Annotated in this window: 14 protein-coding genes; 6 read left to right on the top strand and 8 right to left on the bottom strand. The window is 72.7% G+C overall.

Going from position 1 to position 16,302, the window contains the following annotated elements:
* Nucleotides 1-17: 17 nt before the first annotated feature.
* Genes FHU30_RS00510 through FHU30_RS00500 form a run of 3 tightly spaced genes read left to right on the top strand, consistent with a single transcriptional unit; the run spans nucleotide 18 to nucleotide 3,547 of the window.
* Nucleotides 18-1,142, top strand: a complete 1,125-nt coding sequence (locus tag FHU30_RS00510) for an MlaD family protein (RefSeq protein WP_253870003.1) — start codon at nucleotides 18-20, stop codon at nucleotides 1,140-1,142.
* Nucleotides 1,139-2,449, top strand: a complete 1,311-nt coding sequence (locus tag FHU30_RS00505) for an MCE family protein (protein ID WP_253870001.1) — start codon at nucleotides 1,139-1,141, stop codon at nucleotides 2,447-2,449. The genes FHU30_RS00510 and FHU30_RS00505 overlap by 4 nt, the downstream gene beginning before the upstream one ends.
* 30 nt (nucleotides 2,450-2,479) lie before the next feature.
* Nucleotides 2,480-3,547, top strand: coding sequence for a hypothetical protein (locus FHU30_RS00500; RefSeq protein ID WP_253869999.1), 1,068 nt, complete (start codon nucleotides 2,480-2,482; stop codon nucleotides 3,545-3,547).
* Nucleotides 3,548-3,632: 85 nt separating this feature from the next.
* Here the strand turns inward: FHU30_RS00500 and FHU30_RS00495 are convergent, their stop codons facing one another.
* From FHU30_RS00495 to rpsD, 3 genes are all read right to left on the bottom strand, one after another.
* Nucleotides 3,633-4,040, bottom strand: coding sequence for a hypothetical protein (locus FHU30_RS00495; protein WP_253869997.1), 408 nt, complete (start codon nucleotides 4,038-4,040; stop codon nucleotides 3,633-3,635).
* Between the two features lie 224 nt (nucleotides 4,041-4,264).
* Complete coding sequence (locus tag FHU30_RS00490; protein WP_253869994.1) at nucleotides 4,265-5,152, bottom strand: TauD/TfdA dioxygenase family protein; 888 nt, start codon at nucleotides 5,150-5,152, stop codon at nucleotides 4,265-4,267.
* Nucleotides 5,153-5,376: 224 nt separating this feature from the next.
* The gene (rpsD, locus tag FHU30_RS00485; protein ID WP_253869991.1) at nucleotides 5,377-5,985 is read right to left on the bottom strand and encodes a 30S ribosomal protein S4; all 609 of its coding nucleotides are present in this window, start codon (nucleotides 5,983-5,985) and stop codon (nucleotides 5,377-5,379) included.
* Nucleotides 5,986-6,053: 68 nt separating this feature from the next.
* Between rpsD and FHU30_RS00480 the strand changes: the two genes are divergently transcribed.
* Nucleotides 6,054-6,878: a DUF2470 domain-containing protein gene (locus FHU30_RS00480; protein WP_253869988.1), complete on the top strand. Its 825-nt coding sequence runs from the start codon at nucleotides 6,054-6,056 to the stop codon at nucleotides 6,876-6,878.
* 999 nt (nucleotides 6,879-7,877) lie between these two features.
* On the opposite strand, the gene FHU30_RS00475 is transcribed toward FHU30_RS00480, so the two are convergent.
* Nucleotides 7,878-9,050: a DUF5925 domain-containing protein gene (locus FHU30_RS00475; protein ID WP_253869985.1), complete on the bottom strand. Its 1,173-nt coding sequence runs from the start codon at nucleotides 9,048-9,050 to the stop codon at nucleotides 7,878-7,880.
* A 42-nt stretch (nucleotides 9,051-9,092) separates the two neighbouring features.
* Nucleotides 9,093-9,974, bottom strand: coding sequence for a lysophospholipid acyltransferase family protein (locus FHU30_RS00470; RefSeq protein ID WP_253869982.1), 882 nt, complete (start codon nucleotides 9,972-9,974; stop codon nucleotides 9,093-9,095).
* A 123-nt stretch (nucleotides 9,975-10,097) separates the two neighbouring features.
* Between FHU30_RS00470 and FHU30_RS00465 the strand changes: the two genes are divergently transcribed.
* Nucleotides 10,098-10,970 (top strand): hypothetical protein, encoded by an 873-nt coding sequence (locus tag FHU30_RS00465; protein WP_253869979.1) that lies wholly within the window; start codon nucleotides 10,098-10,100, stop codon nucleotides 10,968-10,970.
* A 219-nt stretch (nucleotides 10,971-11,189) separates the two neighbouring features.
* Here the strand turns inward: FHU30_RS00465 and FHU30_RS00460 are convergent, their stop codons facing one another.
* Nucleotides 11,190-11,867 carry a uracil-DNA glycosylase gene (locus tag FHU30_RS00460; RefSeq protein WP_253869976.1) on the bottom strand — a complete coding sequence of 226 codons (678 nt, stop codon included), beginning with the start codon at nucleotides 11,865-11,867 and terminating at the stop codon, nucleotides 11,190-11,192.
* 260 nt (nucleotides 11,868-12,127) lie between these two features.
* Here FHU30_RS00460 and FHU30_RS00455 point away from each other — a divergent pair, with 260 nt between their 5' ends.
* Nucleotides 12,128-13,576, top strand: a complete 1,449-nt coding sequence (locus FHU30_RS00455; RefSeq protein WP_253869973.1) for a WS/DGAT/MGAT family O-acyltransferase — start codon at nucleotides 12,128-12,130, stop codon at nucleotides 13,574-13,576.
* Between the two features lie 106 nt (nucleotides 13,577-13,682).
* Here FHU30_RS00455 and FHU30_RS00450 read toward each other — a convergent pair whose 3' ends face one another.
* Together FHU30_RS00450 and FHU30_RS00445 are read right to left on the bottom strand one after the other, a co-directional pair.
* A complete protein-coding gene (locus FHU30_RS00450; RefSeq protein WP_253869970.1) occupies nucleotides 13,683-14,672 on the bottom strand; it encodes a hypothetical protein in 990 nt (329 codons plus the stop codon).
* Nucleotides 14,673-14,692: 20 nt separating this feature from the next.
* Nucleotides 14,693-16,213, bottom strand: a complete 1,521-nt coding sequence (locus FHU30_RS00445) for a serine/threonine-protein kinase (RefSeq protein WP_253871830.1) — start codon at nucleotides 16,211-16,213, stop codon at nucleotides 14,693-14,695.
* Between the last annotated feature and the right edge of the window lie 89 nt (nucleotides 16,214-16,302).

The following is a 16,302-nucleotide window of genomic DNA, read 5'->3' as shown; positions in this document are numbered from 1 at the left end:
TCCCGCAGAGGATGCGCATGGAGAGGCCGCGGATGGGCGCAGGGAAGCCGCGGATGCGCGGACGGTCGCTGGCGGTGCTGCTGCTGACCCTGACGCTGGCGCTGACCGGCTGTTCGTTCCAGACGTTCGGCGCGCCTAAAGGCAAGGTGCACCTGACCGCGGTGTTCGACGACGCGCAGGGCCTTGTCGCCGGGCACAGCGTCCAGATGTCGGACGTGAAGATCGGCACGGTGCTCTCGGTGAAGCGCGAGGGCTACAAGGCCAAGGTCACCATGGCCATCCTCGACAAGTACCACCTGCCGCAGGGCACCCGTGCCGAGATCAAGGTGACGTCGCTGCTCGGCGAGAACTACGTGGACATGATCCTGCCGCCGGGCGGCAGCATGAACCAGGGACCGTTCCTCGCCAACGGCGCCCGCATCCAGGACGCGACCGTCCAGCCCGCGTTCGAGCAGGTCGTCGGGCAGACGGGCCCGCTGCTGAAGTCCCTGGCGGGCAACGACGTCGCGACCATCGTCAACGCGGGCGCCCAAGCCCTGGACGGCCAGGGCCACAAGCTCAACAAGACCGTGAAGCAGACCGGCGACCTGGTGAAGCTCTTCGCCGACCAGCGCGCGGAGCTGGGCGAGTCGATCGACCAGTTCGCCCGCCTCGGCCGCTCCCTCGCGGCCGGCAAGGACGCCCTCGGCCAGGCCCCCGTCGAGATCGCCAAGACCACCGACCTGCTCAACAAGGACAAGGACAAGATCCTCAAGACGATCGACCGGCTCACCTACGCGGCGGCCGAGCTGAACGACAAGGTCCTCGCCGGACGCGTCGCCACCTTCCGCCGCCTCCTCAACGACGTGGACCCGATCGTCGCGCAGCTCGGCAGCGACCGCACCCGCCTCACCAACCTCGTCAACGGCCTGGTCGCCTTCGAGAAGAAGCTCCCGCTGGCCAGCTACGACGGCTCGCTGATGATGTACCCCGTCCTCCGCCTCGTCTGGCCGGACGGCACTCCCGTCCTCCCCGGCCTGGGCGGCGGTGGCGGCTCCGGCGGCTCCGGCGGCGGCAAGAAGCCCAAGGCGTCCAACCCCCTCCCGCCCAAGGCCCGCGACACCTTCCCCAACCTCGACTCCCTCCTGGAGCCGCCCCGATGAACAAGCGGATCGCGATCAACCTCGGGGTGTTCGGGGCCCTCGCGGTGGTCATGACGGTGTGGGCGTTCACCAACGTCGTCCGGTTCGACGCGATCGACCGGCCGTACCACCTGACCGTCGAGTTCGAGTCGTCGCCGGGGCTGCACCCCAACTTCGAGGTGGACTACCTCGGGGTGCGGGTCGGGCACATCCAGCAGGTGAGGCTGGCCAAGGACCGGGTGGTCGTGCGGCTCGGGATCGACCGCGGGGTGAAGATCCCGCAGGGGTCCACGGCGGCCGCGGCGCGCAAGTCGGCGGTCGGCGAGCCGGTGGTGGAGCTGACGCCCGCGCCGGGGATGGGGCACGCGGCGCCGATGCGTCCGGGGACGGTGATCCCCAAGGAGAAGACCAGCGTCCCGCCCAAGTACGGGGACCTGTTCGCGGCGGTGATCAACACGCTGAAGGCGATCAAGCCGGAGGACGCGAAGATCATCACGCACGAGCTGGCGGCGGGCTGGTCCGGGCGGCAGGACTCGCTGCGGCAGATCATCCAGGGCAGCGACCAGCTGGCCGGGACGTTCGCGCAGAACAGCCAGATGCTGGACGGCCTGGTCAAGGATCTGAGCCGGGTCTCGACGGTGCTGAACCAGAACCGGGGCGCGCTGGGCGAGGGTGTGGACAACCTCGCGACGCTGACCGGGGCGCTGAGCCAGATGCGCGGTCAACTGGCCGAGCTGCGGGACCGGACGCCGGGCCTGCTGACCTCGTTCAATACGCTGCTGGACAAGAGCGGCGACGACTTCGACTGCATGGTCGACAACCTCGGGACGCTGCACCTGAAGCAGTACGACCCGCAGATCCTGCAGCATCTCGCGCAGGTCTTCTCCCGCGCGCCCGCGCTGCGGAACGTGCTGAACGGCGTCATCGGCGAGAACCAGGGCCAGGTCGTGCTGAACGTGGCGTTCATGTTCACGCTCAAGACGCAGGCGGCGCTGGAGTACAAGTACCCGCTGCCGCAGCCGAAGGTGACCACCCCGCCGACGTGTCCGGGCGGGCGCGTGCCGGGGGCGGTTCCGCAGAAGCCCTACAAGGGCAAGAGCACCGGGGATACGATCCCGACGCACGACCCGGCGCTGGACAAACCGTCCAGTATCAATGCGAAGAACGCCTCCGGGAACAGCGGGAGCTCTTCATCCGGGCCGCCGGCTTGGCTAGTGTACGTCCCCCCGGTCGTCGCGCTGATGATCCTGGTCAGGGTGATGATGGGCTCGGTGCCCGTGATGTCCCGCCTGTCCCGCCTGCCCCGGCCGCGCCGCCGCAGGAAGTGAGATTCATAGTCCCGCGAGGAGTACCCCAAAGTGACTGCGAAGACCACCAGGAACGCCGGTAAGGACGACGCCCCCGAGGAGGTCGCGGACGCCGCGGCCCCCGAGGCCGGCGCGTCCGAGTCTGCGGAGGTGGCCGCCGAGGAGCAGGCTGGGGATGCGGCCGGGGCCGCGGCCCCGAAGGCCCCGGCGAAGCGCAAGCGCCGCGTCCGCGTCATCGAGGTCATCGAGGATGAGGACGACCTCGACGAGGTCCTCCAGGCCCTGGAGGCCGAGGACGCCGAAGCGGACGAGCCCGAGAGGCCGAAGCCCGCCGCGAAGGCCAAGCCCGCCGCGACCAGGCCCACCGCGACCAAGCCCAAGCCCGCCATCGTCGAGGACGCGGACGAGGACGAGAACGAGTCCGAAGTCGGCTCCGAGACGGTCGTGGTGCAGAAGGCGTCCGGTGGCGGCGGGGTGGTCAACCTCGACTCGCGGGCCGGGGCGGGCGGGTTCTCGATGAGCCGCAACGCCGCGATCGTGATGGTCTTGGTCGTCGCGGTGCTGGCGTCCCTCGGCATCTGGCAGTGGACGTCGGCGTCGAAGCTGTCCGGCAAGGAGCATGACCGGGACGCGGTGGAGAAGGTCGCGACGGCTTACGGGGACGCGGTGTTCAACTACAACGCGTCCAACTTCCAGGGGCAGATGAACAAGGTCCAGGAGATGCTCGCCGGCGACCTGCTGGAGCTGTACAAGCGCTGCACCGTGCCGAACCTGGGGGACAACTTCAAGTCCAACCCGGGGCTGTCGCTGAAGTCCCAGACGAGCAAGGTGTTCGTTGGCGACGTGGACGGCAGGTTCGCGACGGCGACGATCGCCACCGACATCACCGTGCAGAGCAGCCAGGGCTCGACGTCCGCCCCGGCGAGCCTGATCCGGCTGTCGCTGGCGAAGAGCGGCGGCACGTGGAAGGTGACGCAGCAGTTCCCGTCCGGGGTGAGCCAGCAGAGCACCGACTGCAACGGCAGCGGGCAGATTCCGGTCAGCCCGAACGGTCAGAACGGTCAGCCGGGCAGCGGCGGCAAGCCGTCGTCCACGCCGTCCGCGAAGCCGTCCAACTGACGCGGGAGGCGGGCCCGGCGCGCACCGGGCCCGCCCCCGTCACGGCGTGAGGCGCGAGCCCGTCACGGCTTGACGCGCGCGTGCGTCAGGGCTTGACGATGACCGGCTTGTCGCAGACCGTCCGGGTCGGGTAGCAGGACGAGCTGACCCCGCTCAGGTCGAAGCTGAACAGCTCCACCATCGCGACGTTCGGCGAGGTCACGCGGACCGTGACGGTCCGCTTGGTGGTGGAGTTGCAGGAGATGTTCCGGACGGTCTGCTCCGGCGACTTCCCGCCGACGACGTAGGCGAACACGTGGCAGCCGTCCGCCGCGAGTTCGGTGGACGTGAACACGGCCCGGTCGGCGTACCAGGTCACGGTGCCCTTCACCGACGACTTGCCGTACGGGACGCTGAAACTGCTGACCGTGGCCGCCGAGGCCGGAGCGGCGGAGAGCCCGACCGCCGACGCGGCGGCCAGGGCGAGGACGGCGGGTTTACCCCAGGCACGCATGGTGCTCCCGAGATGGTTGGGGGACTGCGCGGAGCACGAGCCTAGGGAGCCGCGCGCGCCCGGTTCAACCCGTCCGTCCGAAACCTGTGCGAGTCAGACGGGCCGGTCAGGCGGGTGAGGGGTGCCGTCCGTCCGCCCCGAGGGGTGGACACAGGGCGGACGGACGGCGGGAAGGCGGCCTGCGGGGTCGCGGCCCGCAGGAGCCGGACCGGCGCGCGGGCGGGTCAGAGGTAGCGGGCGGCGGCCTTCTCGGCGGGGGCGTCGGCGCCGGTGACGCCGTCCGGGCCCTTCGGGACGCCGTCGTCGATGCCCTCGGGGCAGTTGATCGTGACGCGGTGCATCTTGCGGCGCTGGGTGTAGTCGGCGACGGCGTAGTGCTGGGTGGGACGGTTGTCCCAGAAGGCGAGGGTCCCGACGCGCCACTTCAGCCGGACCTGGAACTGCGGGTCGCGGACGGCGTCGAACAGCAGCGGCAGGAGCGCCTCGTTCTCCCGCCGGGACAGCCCGATCAGCCGCGTCACCGACGACCGGTTGACGTAGAGGGCCTTGCGTCCGGTCTCGGGGTGGATGCGGACGACCGGGTGGACGACCGGCGGGTTCTTCTCCTGCATGGCGCGCAGGTCCATGCGGTGGCCCTTGTCGATGGCCTTGGTGACCGACATGGTCAGGTCGTGCTCGGCGTACAGGTCGTCGCAGAGCCGCTGGAGCCAGGGCGCGAGCGAGTCGTAGGCCATGTACATGTTGGCCCACAGCGTGTCCCCGCCGACGTCGGGCAGCATGACCGCGCGCAGCAGCGACCCCATCGGCGGGGTCTTCATGAACGTGTTGTCGCTGTGCCAGGAGTCGCCGCCCTCGCCCTTGGGGTCGGTCTGGTCCAGGACGTGGACGGCGCTGCCCGAGGTGTCCATCGGCGGCAGGTTCGCGGTGCCGAACCGCTTGGCGAACGCGACGTGCTCCTCGTCGGTGATGTGCTGCTCGCGGAAGAACAGCACCATGTGCTTGAGCAGCCCGTCCCGCAGGGTCTGCACCTGCTCGGCGTCCAGGGGCTTGCCGATGTCGACGCCGGTCACCTCGGCGCCGATGTTCGCGGTCATGGGCTGGAACTCGATCATGTCCTGGTGCCTCCATCGGGGAACGGCGGCCGGTGCGGCGGCGGCGCGGCGTGTGCCAAGCAATCGCTAGGTTGACTCTAACCGATGGAGGCGGACAGCTGTCCAGGGGGAGGGCGCCCCTGTTCAGGGGGAGTTCGGCTTCAGAGGAGGTTCGGCGGGCGGCGGGGGGCGGACGGCCCGGGCCGGCGGAGGGAGGGCTGGAGTGCCTTGCCGCGGGAAGGGCGTCAGCGGGAGTAGTGCTCGACGACGAGCTGCTCGTCGCAGACGACCGGGATCTCGCGCCGCTCGGGCAGCCGGGACAGCCGCGCGGTCAGCGCGTCGTGCACGACCTCCAGGTACGGCGGGACGTTCTCGGTGTTCGCGCCGGTCGCGGCGATCTGGAACGGCACCATCGAGCGGCTGCGCTGGGCGATCTGGACGACGTCGTCCGGGCGCACCCGGAAGGACGGCCGGTCCACCCGGCGCCCGTTCACCAGGACGTGCCGGTGCACGACGAACTGCCGGGCCTGGTAGATCGTCCGGGCGAAGCCGGAGCGCAGGACCACGGCGTCCAGCCGGGTCTCCAGGTCCACGATCAGGGCCTCGCCGGTCTTGGCGCCCTTGACCTTGGCCGCCTTGGCGAAGGCGTTGCGGAGCTGGGTCTCGCGGATGTTGTACTGCGCGCGCAGGCGCTGCTTCTCGCGCAGCCGGATCTTGTAGTCGGACTCGTTCTTGCGGGCCCGGCCGTGCATGCCGGGCGGGTACGGGCGCGCCTCGAAGTACTTCACGGCCTTGGGCGTGAGCGGCAGGCCGAGGGCGCGGGACAGACGGACCTTCGGCCCGGTGTTGTTCACGGATTGACCTCCTGTCGTGGGACGTGCTTACTTAGGTAAGCCTAACCTACATAGTCAAGGAGGCTGGGATGCACGAGGTGAGCGCCGGCAAGCGGAAGGGCGTGCCGCACGCCGGTCCTACGGCCGCCGAACGGGCGCGTTCCATCGCCTACGGCATCGCGGGCGCGGTGCTCGTCGCCCCGGGCGTCCCGTACGACCCCGTCCCCGCGCACACGACCGGTGAGAACGGCGCCCCGCTGCTGCTCATGCCCAGGCAGTCGCCCGTTGTGGTGGGTCTCACGGCCGTCTCCGACCTGCCCGCGACGCTGCGGATCAGCGATCTCGCGCCCGTCCCGTTCGCCGACCGGGTGCGCGGCCGCGCCTGGCTGCACGGCTGGGTGAGCGAGGTCCCGCCGGACGGGCGGCGCGACGCCGCCGACCGGCTCGCCCGCCTCCACCCCCGTCCCGAGCTGCTGGACCTCGCGATCTCCGATGGCCCGGGCACCTTCGAGGTCCCGGCCGCCTTCGAGGACCTCTCGTCCTCCGGGGGCTCCGCCGGATCCGACTGGACGATCCTGACCATGGACCTCGCCGAGATCGAGATCGCGGACGGCTGGGGCGCCGCCGACCTCGAACCCGAGGAGTACCGGGACGCCTGGCCCGACCCGTTCACCGCGGTCGAGCCGGCCATGCTCCGGCACCTGGACGGCGCGCACCGCGCCGAGCTGGCCCGGCTCGTCCCGGGGGCGGAGCCGGGGGAGGTCCGCCCCGTGGCGCTGGACCGGTACGGGCTGTGGCTGCGCACCCCGGACGGCGACCACCGCGTGGACTTCGGCGTCCCGGCCCGGGACGTCGACGGCCTGCGCCGCGCCTACCGCCACCTCTTCGCCTCCGCCGGCGTCCGGGGCATGTGAGGAGCCGCAGCCTGCTGGTGTGAGGGCCCGCGGCCTGCTGGCGGGAGGGCGGCGGCTCGGTGGCGGGAGGGCGGCGGTCCGGTCGTGTCCGGGGCGCGTGAGGGCCGGAGCCCGGTGGAGTCCGGGTGCGTGGGGGCTGGAGGCCCGGTGGCGTCAGGGGTTGGTGACCACCTACGTGCCCGGAGTACGGGATCGGTACGTGGTCCCGCTGCGTAGGGATACGTGTCCGATGACCGTGGAATCCCGGATGTAGGTACGACCCTGAACGCGGGATAGTTCTTTCACCGGCCGAGAGCGCCCCGCCCAACCGGGCGGACCGGGCCCCGGCCGCCGGAGCTCCTTCGCGGGGTGGGAGTTCCGGCGGGCGGTCCCTCTCCTCCACCCGAGCGGGCGGGCGCTCTCGCCGGCCACATGAACGGGCGATTCCGACCGGGCGTGCGGCCGTCGACTAGTGGGGTTCGGCGGCCGCATCGGACGGGGTGGCCGCCGCGCCGGCAACGGGGGTTCCGGTGCGGCGAGAACGGGACGAACCGATCGGGGGTTCGGGGCGTCCTACAGAAGGACGCACCGCTTCGGGGGAAGCGGGGCGTCGGGCGGAAGAGCGTGCCGGTCGGGGGCCGGAGCGCTCGCGGGGGAGGCGTCCCGGTGGGGGCCGGGACGCCCCGCAGGTTTGCCGCGGCTCGGGGGCCGCGGCATGAGACCCGCCGCGGTCGGGGGACCGCGGTGGACGCTCGTCGCGGTCGGGGGACCGCGGCGGACGGGGGAGGTCGCGCTCCGGATCGGGGGATCCGGAACACGGCGGAGGAAGCGGACGCGCCCGGTTCGGGGGACCGGGCGCGCCGACCTGCGCGACGGTCCTACGGTGCGGCCACCGTTCCCAGAACGGCGTTCCGAGGGCGGTCCCGCCGAAGCCTTCTACCTTGGGAACGGTCCAGCGAGGGCCGTTCCCGCGGCGCGCCCCGACGGGGACGCCCCGGGTCCGGACCCCTCGCCGGATCGTCAGAGGTAGAAGCCGGTCGCGGTGCCGGGGGCATCCGGGCCGTCGGCGGGGCGCGGCTCTCCCTTGCGGAGGGCCGCCAGTTCCGCCAGCGTCGCGCCGTCCGGGCCGATCGCGGCGCGCTCCGCCTCGCCCGCCTCGTCGCCGAGCCAGGCCAGCGACTCCTTGCGGCCGAGCCGTCCGACCTCGATCTGCGCCAGGCAGCGCCCCGGCCGGACGACCGCCGGGTGCAGCCGCGCCAGGTCCTCGTTCGTGGTGATCGCGACCAGCACGTCCCGGCCCTGGCCGAGCATCCCGTCGGTCAGGTTCAGCAGCCGGGACAGGCCCTGCCCGGCCGACTGCTTGGCCTCGCCGCGGATCAGCTCGTCGCAGTCCTCCAGGATGAGCAGCCGCCAGTCGCGCTCCTCGTCGTCATCGTCGCCCATCGCCGCCTGGAACAGGTAGCTCGGCGAGCCGAACAGCACCTCCGGGTCGAGGACGCAGTCCGACCGGCACCAGTCCTTCCAGGCGCGCGCGAGCGCCCGCAGCGCGGTCGTCTTGCCGGTGCCCGGCGGGCCGTGCAGCAGCAGGATCCGGCCGTCCACCTCGCCCGGCGTGAGCGCCATCACCCGGTCCAGCGCGGACGCCACGCCCGCGCTGTAGTTGCGCCGGACGTCCGCCCACGGGTCGGCCGTGATCGACCGCTCGGTGCGCTGCGGACCGTGCCGTCCGTGGTGCCAGAACCCCATCTCGACGTGCGTCTCGGCCGGCTTCGGCGGCTCGGTCGCGTCCCGGACGGTCTCGTCCAGCACGGACGCGGCCAGGTCGTCGTCGACCGCCGACACCGCGACGTACGCGGTCCCGTGCGACCAGCGGTTCACCAGCAGCGTCCAGCCCTCGCCCTCGGCGAGCACCGACTTCTTGTCCTTCTCGTTCGCGACCCGCAGCAGCTTGGCGCCCTCGGGCAGAAGCGGCGCGTCCTTGCGGACGTCGTCCAGCCGCGTCGAGCGCGACCAGGGCTGCTCCCCGGACGCGAACGGGCGCAGCGACAGCACGTCCATCACGTCCGCGGGCGAGTTGCTGTCGCTGAGGTTCAGCACCACGGGCAGCGTGAGGTCGTCACCGGAGGCCGTCGCGACCTCCGGAGCCTCGACCAGGTGCAGGATCTCCCCGCGTCCCTCGCGTGGTGCCGTCATGTCTTCGATGATCGGTAGCCGGGGCGTCCCACGTCCAGTGAATTACTTCTCTCCCGGCTCATCTTCCCCAGACTTGCCGGCGGCGTCCTCGGACTTGGCGGCGGGCTTGGGCGCCTCCGCGGGGGCGGTGTCGGCCGCTGCCGCGGGGGCGGTGGCTGCGGCGGCGCGGGCCTCGCGGCGGGCGCGGCGCTCCTCGGCCTCCCGGGCGTCCATCTCCTCGGCCTCTTCGGGCGTCGGCGCGGATCCGCCCAGGTAGGCGGGCTGCCACCAGGACTCGTCCGCGGACGGGATGTCGGGGTACTCGCGCTGCGCCTTCTCCAGCAGCGCGGACATGGCGGCGCGCAGGTCCTTGGTGACCTGGTCGTAGTCGTCCCCGCGCTTGGGGTACATCGGCTCGCCGATGAGGATGGTGACCGGGACGTTCCGCTGGAACAGCCGCTTCTTGCGGCCCTTGGTCCACAGCCGCTGCGGGCCCCAGATCGCGATCGGGATGAGCGGCACCTTGCCCGCGACGGCCATCCGGACCGCGCCGCTCTTGATGTCCTTGACGGTGAACGAGCGGCTGATCGTCGCCTCGGCGAACACGCCGACGATCTCGCCGCCCTTCAGCGCGGTCAGCGCCGCCTTGAAGGACGCCGCGCCCGCGTCCCGGTCGACCGGGATGTGATGCATGCCGCGCATCAGCGGACCTGCGATCTTGTGGTCGAAGATCTCGCTTTTGGCCATGAAACGCGCGAGCCGTCCGGCCGGGTGGACGGCCAGCCCGGCGAAGATGAAGTCCAGGTAGCTGATGTGGTTGCTGACCAGAACCGCGCCCCCGGTGGACGGGATGTTCTCGGTCCCTTCAAGACGGATCTTCAGGTTCAGCGCACGGAAGAGGCCGAGAGCCGTCTTGATCACCGGCGGGTACACGTATTCCGACATGCTTGCAACCTACCTGCGCCGACCAAGATCAGCGACCGGCCTGCCGGATGGATCGCGCGGGAGGGGCCGACTCTGAGAAGCTGTCCGGGACAGCGGCGGACTCCGGTGAAGGGAGGTTGCGGAATGGACCCAGAGGCGACCGGCGGCGGCCGGGCGGGCGGCGGCTCGCTCGACGCGGCGTCCGATGTGCACGCGCTGATCCGCGACCTGCTCCCGGTGCTGGCCCCCAGCGCCTGGCTGGACGCCGCCACCTCCGAGATGGTGCTGCCGATCGGGCACTCCCAGGCGCGCGCGTCCACCGCGACCGTCCTGGAGCGCTGCGCCGACCAGCCCCGCACCCGCTGGCCCCGCCTGGTGGACGAGTGGGTCCGCGAGGTCGGCGACCGCGCCTTCCGCGCCGTCGGCGAGATGGAGCTGTTCGGCGACGTCCGCGAGCTGCTGCGGCTGCGCATCGTCCCCAAGCTGGCGCCGGGCGACCGCGAGGGTCTCGTCGTCGTCCCGGCCGGCGACCACTTCGACGCCGTCGTCGTGATCGACCACCCCCGCTACGGCGGCCCGCTCACCCGCGACCGCGCCGGCCTGCTCGGCCTGCGCCGCCTCGGCTACGTGATGACCAACACCCACGACCGCGAGCTCGCCGACGTCGAGGTCCGCGACCAGCCGCTCCTCCCGGGCCGCGACGTCCGCGTCATCACCAAGCCCGGCAGCCGCTACGTCTCGGCCCTGCTCTCCGAGGTCCACCAGTTCCTGCCGTCCCCGAACGAGCACGGCGCCCTCGTCGGCGCCCCCAGCCACAGCACCCTGCTCCTCTATCCCATCACCACCAGCGCGGTCGAAGACGTCCTCCCCGTCTTCACCGACGTCGTAGCCGAGATGCACGCCACCGCCGACGACCCCTGCGCCCCCGGCGTCTACTGGTCCCACGGCGAACGCCGCCTAACCCCCGTAACCCACAAAGAATTCCAAGACCTCCTAACCACCCTCCCCACCCCCTGACAGCAGCGCACAGGAACTTGCCTCGCGCGTGGGGGCTTGCGGGTGTGGGGCTGTTGGTTGCGCGGGTGGGAGCGGGTGAGCTTGGGCCGAGCGGGCTGAGGCGCGAGGTGACCGTGTGGGCTGGGTGCTTTATCCCGGGCGGGGGCGCGCTCTCTCGTGTGGGCGGGGTTATTACGCCGGGTCCCGGCGCCGTCTAGGCGCCGGGGTCCGGCTGGGTTCTTAGGGGAGTTTCCAGTCGACGGGGGAGGCGCCCTGGTCGGTGAGGTGCTGGTTGGTGCGGCTGAAGGGGCGGGAGCCGAAGAAGCCGCGGTCGGCGGACATGGGGGAGGGGTGCGCGGACTCGATGCAGGGGACGTCGCCGAGGAGGGGGCGGAGGTTGCGGGCGTCGCGGCCCCAGAGGATGGCGACGAGGGGGCGGCCGCGGGCGGCGAGGGCGCGGATGGCCTGCTCGGTGACCTCCTCCCAGCCCTTGCCGCGGTGCGAGGCGGGCTTGCCGGGCATGACGGTGAGGGCGCGGTTGAGGAGCAGGACGCCCTGGTGCGTCCAGGGGGTGAGGTCGCCGTTGGACGGGGGCGGCAGGCCGAGGTCGTTGCCGAGCTCGCGGTAGATGTTGACGAGCGAGCCGGGCAGGGGCCGGACGTCCGGGGCGACCGAGAAGGACAGGCCGACCGGGTGGCCCGGGGTGGGGTACGGGTCCTGGCCGACGATCAGCACCCGGACCTCGGCGAACGGCTGCTGGAAGGCGCGCAGGATGTGGTCTCCGGCGGGCAGGTAGCGGCGGCCCGCCGCGACCTCGGAGCGCAGGAACTCGCCCATCTGGGCGATGCGGGGCGCGACGGGTGCGAGGGCCTCGGCCCAGCCCGCCTCGACGATCTCCGCGAGTGGTCGTCCGGTCATGGCGCCCCAGCCTAGCGATGGTGGGAAGTTGACCACATGCGGACGACAGAAACAGGTAACTTTCCACCGTTCCCCCGGCAACCGCCCACGTGGACCAGGGGAAACCTCCCGTTAAGTCGGTGTTACTTCCTGAAGTCCCGCATTGACCTACCGTGCCGTACCGCATAACTCCTAGAGGCAGGGCACCGCCGAGACGGACGCCCGACCCACCCCAGCCGGGCCGGCGCACGATCCACCGACGAGAGCGGGACACCACGCACATGACTCAGCTGACCACCCTGGACGCCACGTTCCTGAACGCCGAGAGCGGCAGCACCCACGCGCACATCGCGGGGCTCGGGATCCTCGACCCGAGCGCGCTGCCCGGGGGCCGGCTCACGGTGGCGGCGGTCGCGGACCTGATCCGCGAGCGCGCGCACCTGGCCGCCAGGCCGCTGCGGCAGCGGCTCGTCGAGGTCCCCTTCGGACTCGACCGCCCGTACTGGGAGGACGACCCGCACTTCGACCCCGAGCGGCACGTCTCGGAGGTGACGCTGCCCGCCCCGGGCGACGGCGATCAGCTCGCCTGCGCCGTCGCCGCGCTGCACGAGCGGCCGCTGGACCGGAACCGTCCGCTCTGGGAGATCGTGGTCATCCAGGGCCTGTCGGGCGGACGGGCGGCCGTCTACGTCAAGGCGCACCACGCCGCGATCGACGGCGTGATGGCCGCCGAGACGCTCGCCGCGCTGCTCGACCTGTCGCCCGAGCCGCGCGAGCTGCCCGCCGACGACGCCGCGCCGCTGCGCGCGCCGAACCCGCTGTCCCGGCTCGGCACGGGCCTGCTGAAGACGGCGCTGCACCCGTTCCGCGCCGCGCTCTCGGTCGCCCGCACCGCGCCCTACCTGGACGAGGTGCCCGGCGTGGCGGCGCTGCCCGGTGTCGCCCGGATGACGCACGCGATGCAGGGCGCGCTCGGCCGCGAGGAGGTGCCGGAGGCGCCGCGGGTCAGTGCGCCGCCGACGCCGTTCAACGGCCCGGTCGGCCCGCACCGCGCGGTCGCGTTCGGCGACCTGTCGCTCGCCGAGATCAAGCGGGTCCGGACGGCGCTCGGCGGCAGCGTGAACGACGTGGTCATGGCCGTCTGCGCGTCCGCGCTGCGGTCCTGGCTGGACAAGCGCGGCGCGCTCCCGGACGGCCCGCTCGTCGCGGGCGTCCCGGTGTCGCTGCGCCGGGGGGACGAGGGGGACGGGGACCTGGGCAACCACGTGTCGCTGATGTCGGCGCCGCTCGCGGTGCACGTCCCGGACCCGGCCGCGCGGTACGCGGCCGTCCGGGAGGACATGGAGCGCGCGAAGCGCAGGTTCGTCGGATCGTCCGGCGTGTGGGTGCGGGAGCTCAGTGGGGTGGTGCCCGCCCCGCTCGCCGGACCCGTCGCCCGCCTCGCGCTGAGCGTGCTGCCCGAGCTGCCGATCCGGCCGATGAACCTGATCGTGTCGAACGTCCCGGGCCCGCAGTTCCCGCTGTACCTGTGCGGGACGCGGGTGCTCGCCTACTACCCGCTGTCGGTGGTCACCGGGGTCAGCGGCGGCATCAACATCACGGTGTTCTCCTACGACGGGACGGTCCACGTCGGCCTGGTGTCCTGCCGCGACCTCGTCCCGGACCCGGACGAGCTGATCGACCACCTCGCCGACGCGATGGCCGAGCTCAAGGAACTCGCCGAGGCATGACCCCGCCGGTCAGCCGCCGAACCGAGGCGTGACCGCACCGACCTGCACGTCGATCCGAGGTGTGGCCGCGCAGCCGGGACGTCGGTCCGCGGCGTGACCGCGCAGGTCAGACGTTGATTCCGAGCGCCCGCCGGTGCCGCCAGGCGAGCTTCAGCAGGGCGGCCCCGGCGGGCTGCATCGGCTCCGGGACGGTCCCGTCGAACTTCGCCATCCGGACGCGTCCCTCCTCGTTCTCCCGGACGAGCCGCTCCCCGAACAGCGCGTCGAACGCCTCGTCCTCGAAGACGGCGACGGTCAGGACGTCGAGGGCGAGCGTCAGCGGGTCGGCGCCGAGGCCGAGGAAGGACGCGCGCAGCTCGCCGCCCTCCAGCGCCGCGGTCATCCGCCGGTGGAACGGCCACGCCTCCTGGTCGAAGCCGCCGCCGTACTCCTCGGACGCGCCGAGCAGCTCCTCCGAGTACTCGCGGACCATCGTGAACCACGGGTCCAGCTCGACGTTCCGGCCGGTCAGCGGCTGGAACATGCCGACCGGCATCACCTGGTGCAGCCCGCCCGCGTGCGCGACCTTCGCCGGATCGCGCCAGTGCAGGACGTACCGTCCGGACACCGTGACGGTCAGCGTCGCGATCGCCACCAGCGCCGGGCGCCGCGCCAGGTCGGTCGGGTCGCCGACCCGCGTCCGCACCGGCAGGCCCGGGACGGCCGCGGCCAGCTCGTGCGCGACGGCCTCGCCCACGTTCACAGCGTCGAAGTACCGGGCGGGCCCGAACGTCAGGGTCGGGCCGTCCACTGCGAGGAGCCGGTAGGCGGGACGGTCCTCGAAGACGCGCGGGCGCGCGAGGGCGGCCATGGCGTCGGCATAGCTGGTGAAGCCGTCCGGCAGTCCCTCAGTAGGCGCGGTGACGGCCGGACGTTCCGGAACCGGCTCCCAACGCGTCCGGACGGCGGACAGCGGGACGGGCTCGTCCGGTATCCAGCCGGGCCGTGCCAGCAGCGTCGTGTCCGCGACCCGCGGCACGTCCGGGTACAGCGCCGCCGCGGCGAGCCCGAACCCGTACCGGTCGTCGTTCAGCCGTTCCCGCGTCCGCTTCCACATCCCCACACCGTATTGCCCCGCTATGAGGTGGTGTGCGTGAGCTTGAGGAGCAGGCTGCCGGCGTTGTCGACCAGGCAGTGGTCCTGGTCATGGATGCGGAACTGGAGCGCGCCCGAGCCCGGCGCGGTGATCGAGTCGCGCGAGCCGACCGCGAACCAGCTCCCGCCGCCGACCCGGCCCAGCAGGACCCCGTACGGCAGGCTCTTGTCGTACTTGCAACCCTGGTAGATCCGCGCGTCGGTCGCCGAGTCGTAGCCGCCCGGGCCGACGTTCGGGAAGTAGCGGTGGTCGACCGACCAGCCGCCGCCCGCGAAGTCGATGCCGATCCGCTCGCCCGACCGGACCGTCAGGCCCGTGCTTTGCCAGCCGCTCGTCGAGTCCACCTGCACGGACACGGTCTCGGTCCGGTGCGTCGGCGAGGGGCTCGGGCTGCTCGCCGACGGCGCCGGCGGCGGTGACGACTCCTCCGGCGTGTCCGGGGACGAAGGCGGAGCCGAGGACGGCGGCGTGGACGAAGGTGGCGCGCTGCTCGCCGTGGTCGGCGGCACGGTGATCGTGCTGGTCACGGCCGCGCGGGGCTGGGCGGCGGTGTGGTGCGGGCCGAACGGGTCCGCCAGCAGGACCGCCGCGCCCGTCCCGACGACCACGGCCGCCGCCGTCGCGATCACCGGCACCAGGACGGCCGCCCGGCGGCGGCGCGGCGGCTCCGAGCCCGTCTCCAGAAGACGGGCCGCCTCCGCCGCGTCCGGACGGCGCGCCGGGTCCCGGTGCAGCATCGCCCGGACGACCTCGCCGACCGGGCCCGTCCCCTGCGGCAGTTCCGGCTGCCCGGAAGTGATCGCGTGCAGCGTCGCGGGGAGGTCGCCGCGCCGGAACGGGGACTTCCCGGCGAGCAGCGCGCCCAGCGTCGCGCCGAGCGCCCACACGTCCGACGCCGGGCCCGCGCCGCCCCCGGTCAGCCGCTCCGGCGCCATGTACTCCGGCGACCCGACCAGCTGCCCGGACCGGGTCAGCGGCTCGTCCCCGCTGATCACGGCGATGCCGAAGTCGGTCAGCACGGCCCGGCCGTCCCCGCGCAGCAGCACGTTGCCGGGCTTGACGTCGCGGTGCAGCACCCCGGCCGCGTGCACGGCGGCGAGCGCGTGCGCGAGCTGCGCGCCGAGCGCCGCCACACCGTCCGCGGGCATCGGGCCGCGCGTCTCCAGCACGCTCGCCAGGCTCGGCGCGCGCACCAGCTCCATCACGATCCACAGCTGGCCGTGGTCGTCCACGACGTCGTGCACCCGGACGACGCCCGGATGGTCGATCCGCGCGACCGCGCGGGCCTCCCGGACGCACCGCTCCCGGCGCAGCCGCAGCTCCTCCTCGGCCGCCGCGCCGCGCGGCCCGCCGCCGTCACCGCCCGCGAACGCGGTCAGCTCCTTGACCGCGACCTCGCGGTGCAGGACGGCGTCGTCCGCCCGCCACACCGTCCCCATGCCGCCGCTGCCGATCCGTTCGCGCAGGTGGTAGCGCCCCGCGACGGTCCGTCCCGCCCCCACGTGGTCCAACGCGCCCCTTCCTCCGCCAGGCAGGTCGTCGCGCCGAATATCGACCGTGATGGACGACCCGTCAACAGGGTGCGGGGTAA

The organism is Actinomadura rupiterrae, from assembly GCF_024172125.1.
GTDB classification, from domain to species: domain Bacteria; phylum Actinomycetota; class Actinomycetes; order Streptosporangiales; family Streptosporangiaceae; genus Spirillospora; species Spirillospora rupiterrae.
The sequence above is the reverse complement of the archived record's forward strand: the minus strand, read 5'-3'. Positions and strand labels throughout refer to the sequence as shown.

What these genes read in the sequence shown, in the direction of transcription:
- FHU30_RS00510 (WP_253870003.1), top strand. Translation starts at nt 18, where the DNA reads ATGGAGAGGCCGCGGATGGGCGCAGGGAAGCCGCGGATGCGCGGACGG.
- FHU30_RS00505 (WP_253870001.1), top strand. Translation starts at nt 1,139, where the DNA reads ATGAACAAGCGGATCGCGATCAACCTCGGGGTGTTCGGGGCCCTCGCG.
- FHU30_RS00495 (WP_253869997.1), bottom strand. Translation starts at nt 4,040, where the DNA reads ATGCGTGCCTGGGGTAAACCCGCCGTCCTCGCCCTGGCCGCCGCGTCG.
- FHU30_RS00490 (WP_253869994.1), bottom strand. Translation starts at nt 5,152, where the DNA reads ATGATCGAGTTCCAGCCCATGACCGCGAACATCGGCGCCGAGGTGACC.
- FHU30_RS00480 (WP_253869988.1), top strand. Translation starts at nt 6,054, where the DNA reads ATGCACGAGGTGAGCGCCGGCAAGCGGAAGGGCGTGCCGCACGCCGGT.
- FHU30_RS00475 (WP_253869985.1), bottom strand. Translation starts at nt 9,050, where the DNA reads ATGACGGCACCACGCGAGGGACGCGGGGAGATCCTGCACCTGGTCGAG.
- FHU30_RS00470 (WP_253869982.1), bottom strand. Translation starts at nt 9,974, where the DNA reads ATGTCGGAATACGTGTACCCGCCGGTGATCAAGACGGCTCTCGGCCTC.
- FHU30_RS00465 (WP_253869979.1), top strand. Translation starts at nt 10,098, where the DNA reads ATGGACCCAGAGGCGACCGGCGGCGGCCGGGCGGGCGGCGGCTCGCTC.
- FHU30_RS00460 (WP_253869976.1), bottom strand. Translation starts at nt 11,867, where the DNA reads ATGACCGGACGACCACTCGCGGAGATCGTCGAGGCGGGCTGGGCCGAG.
- FHU30_RS00455 (WP_253869973.1), top strand. Translation starts at nt 12,128, where the DNA reads ATGACTCAGCTGACCACCCTGGACGCCACGTTCCTGAACGCCGAGAGC.
- FHU30_RS00450 (WP_253869970.1), bottom strand. Translation starts at nt 14,672, where the DNA reads ATGTGGAAGCGGACGCGGGAACGGCTGAACGACGACCGGTACGGGTTC.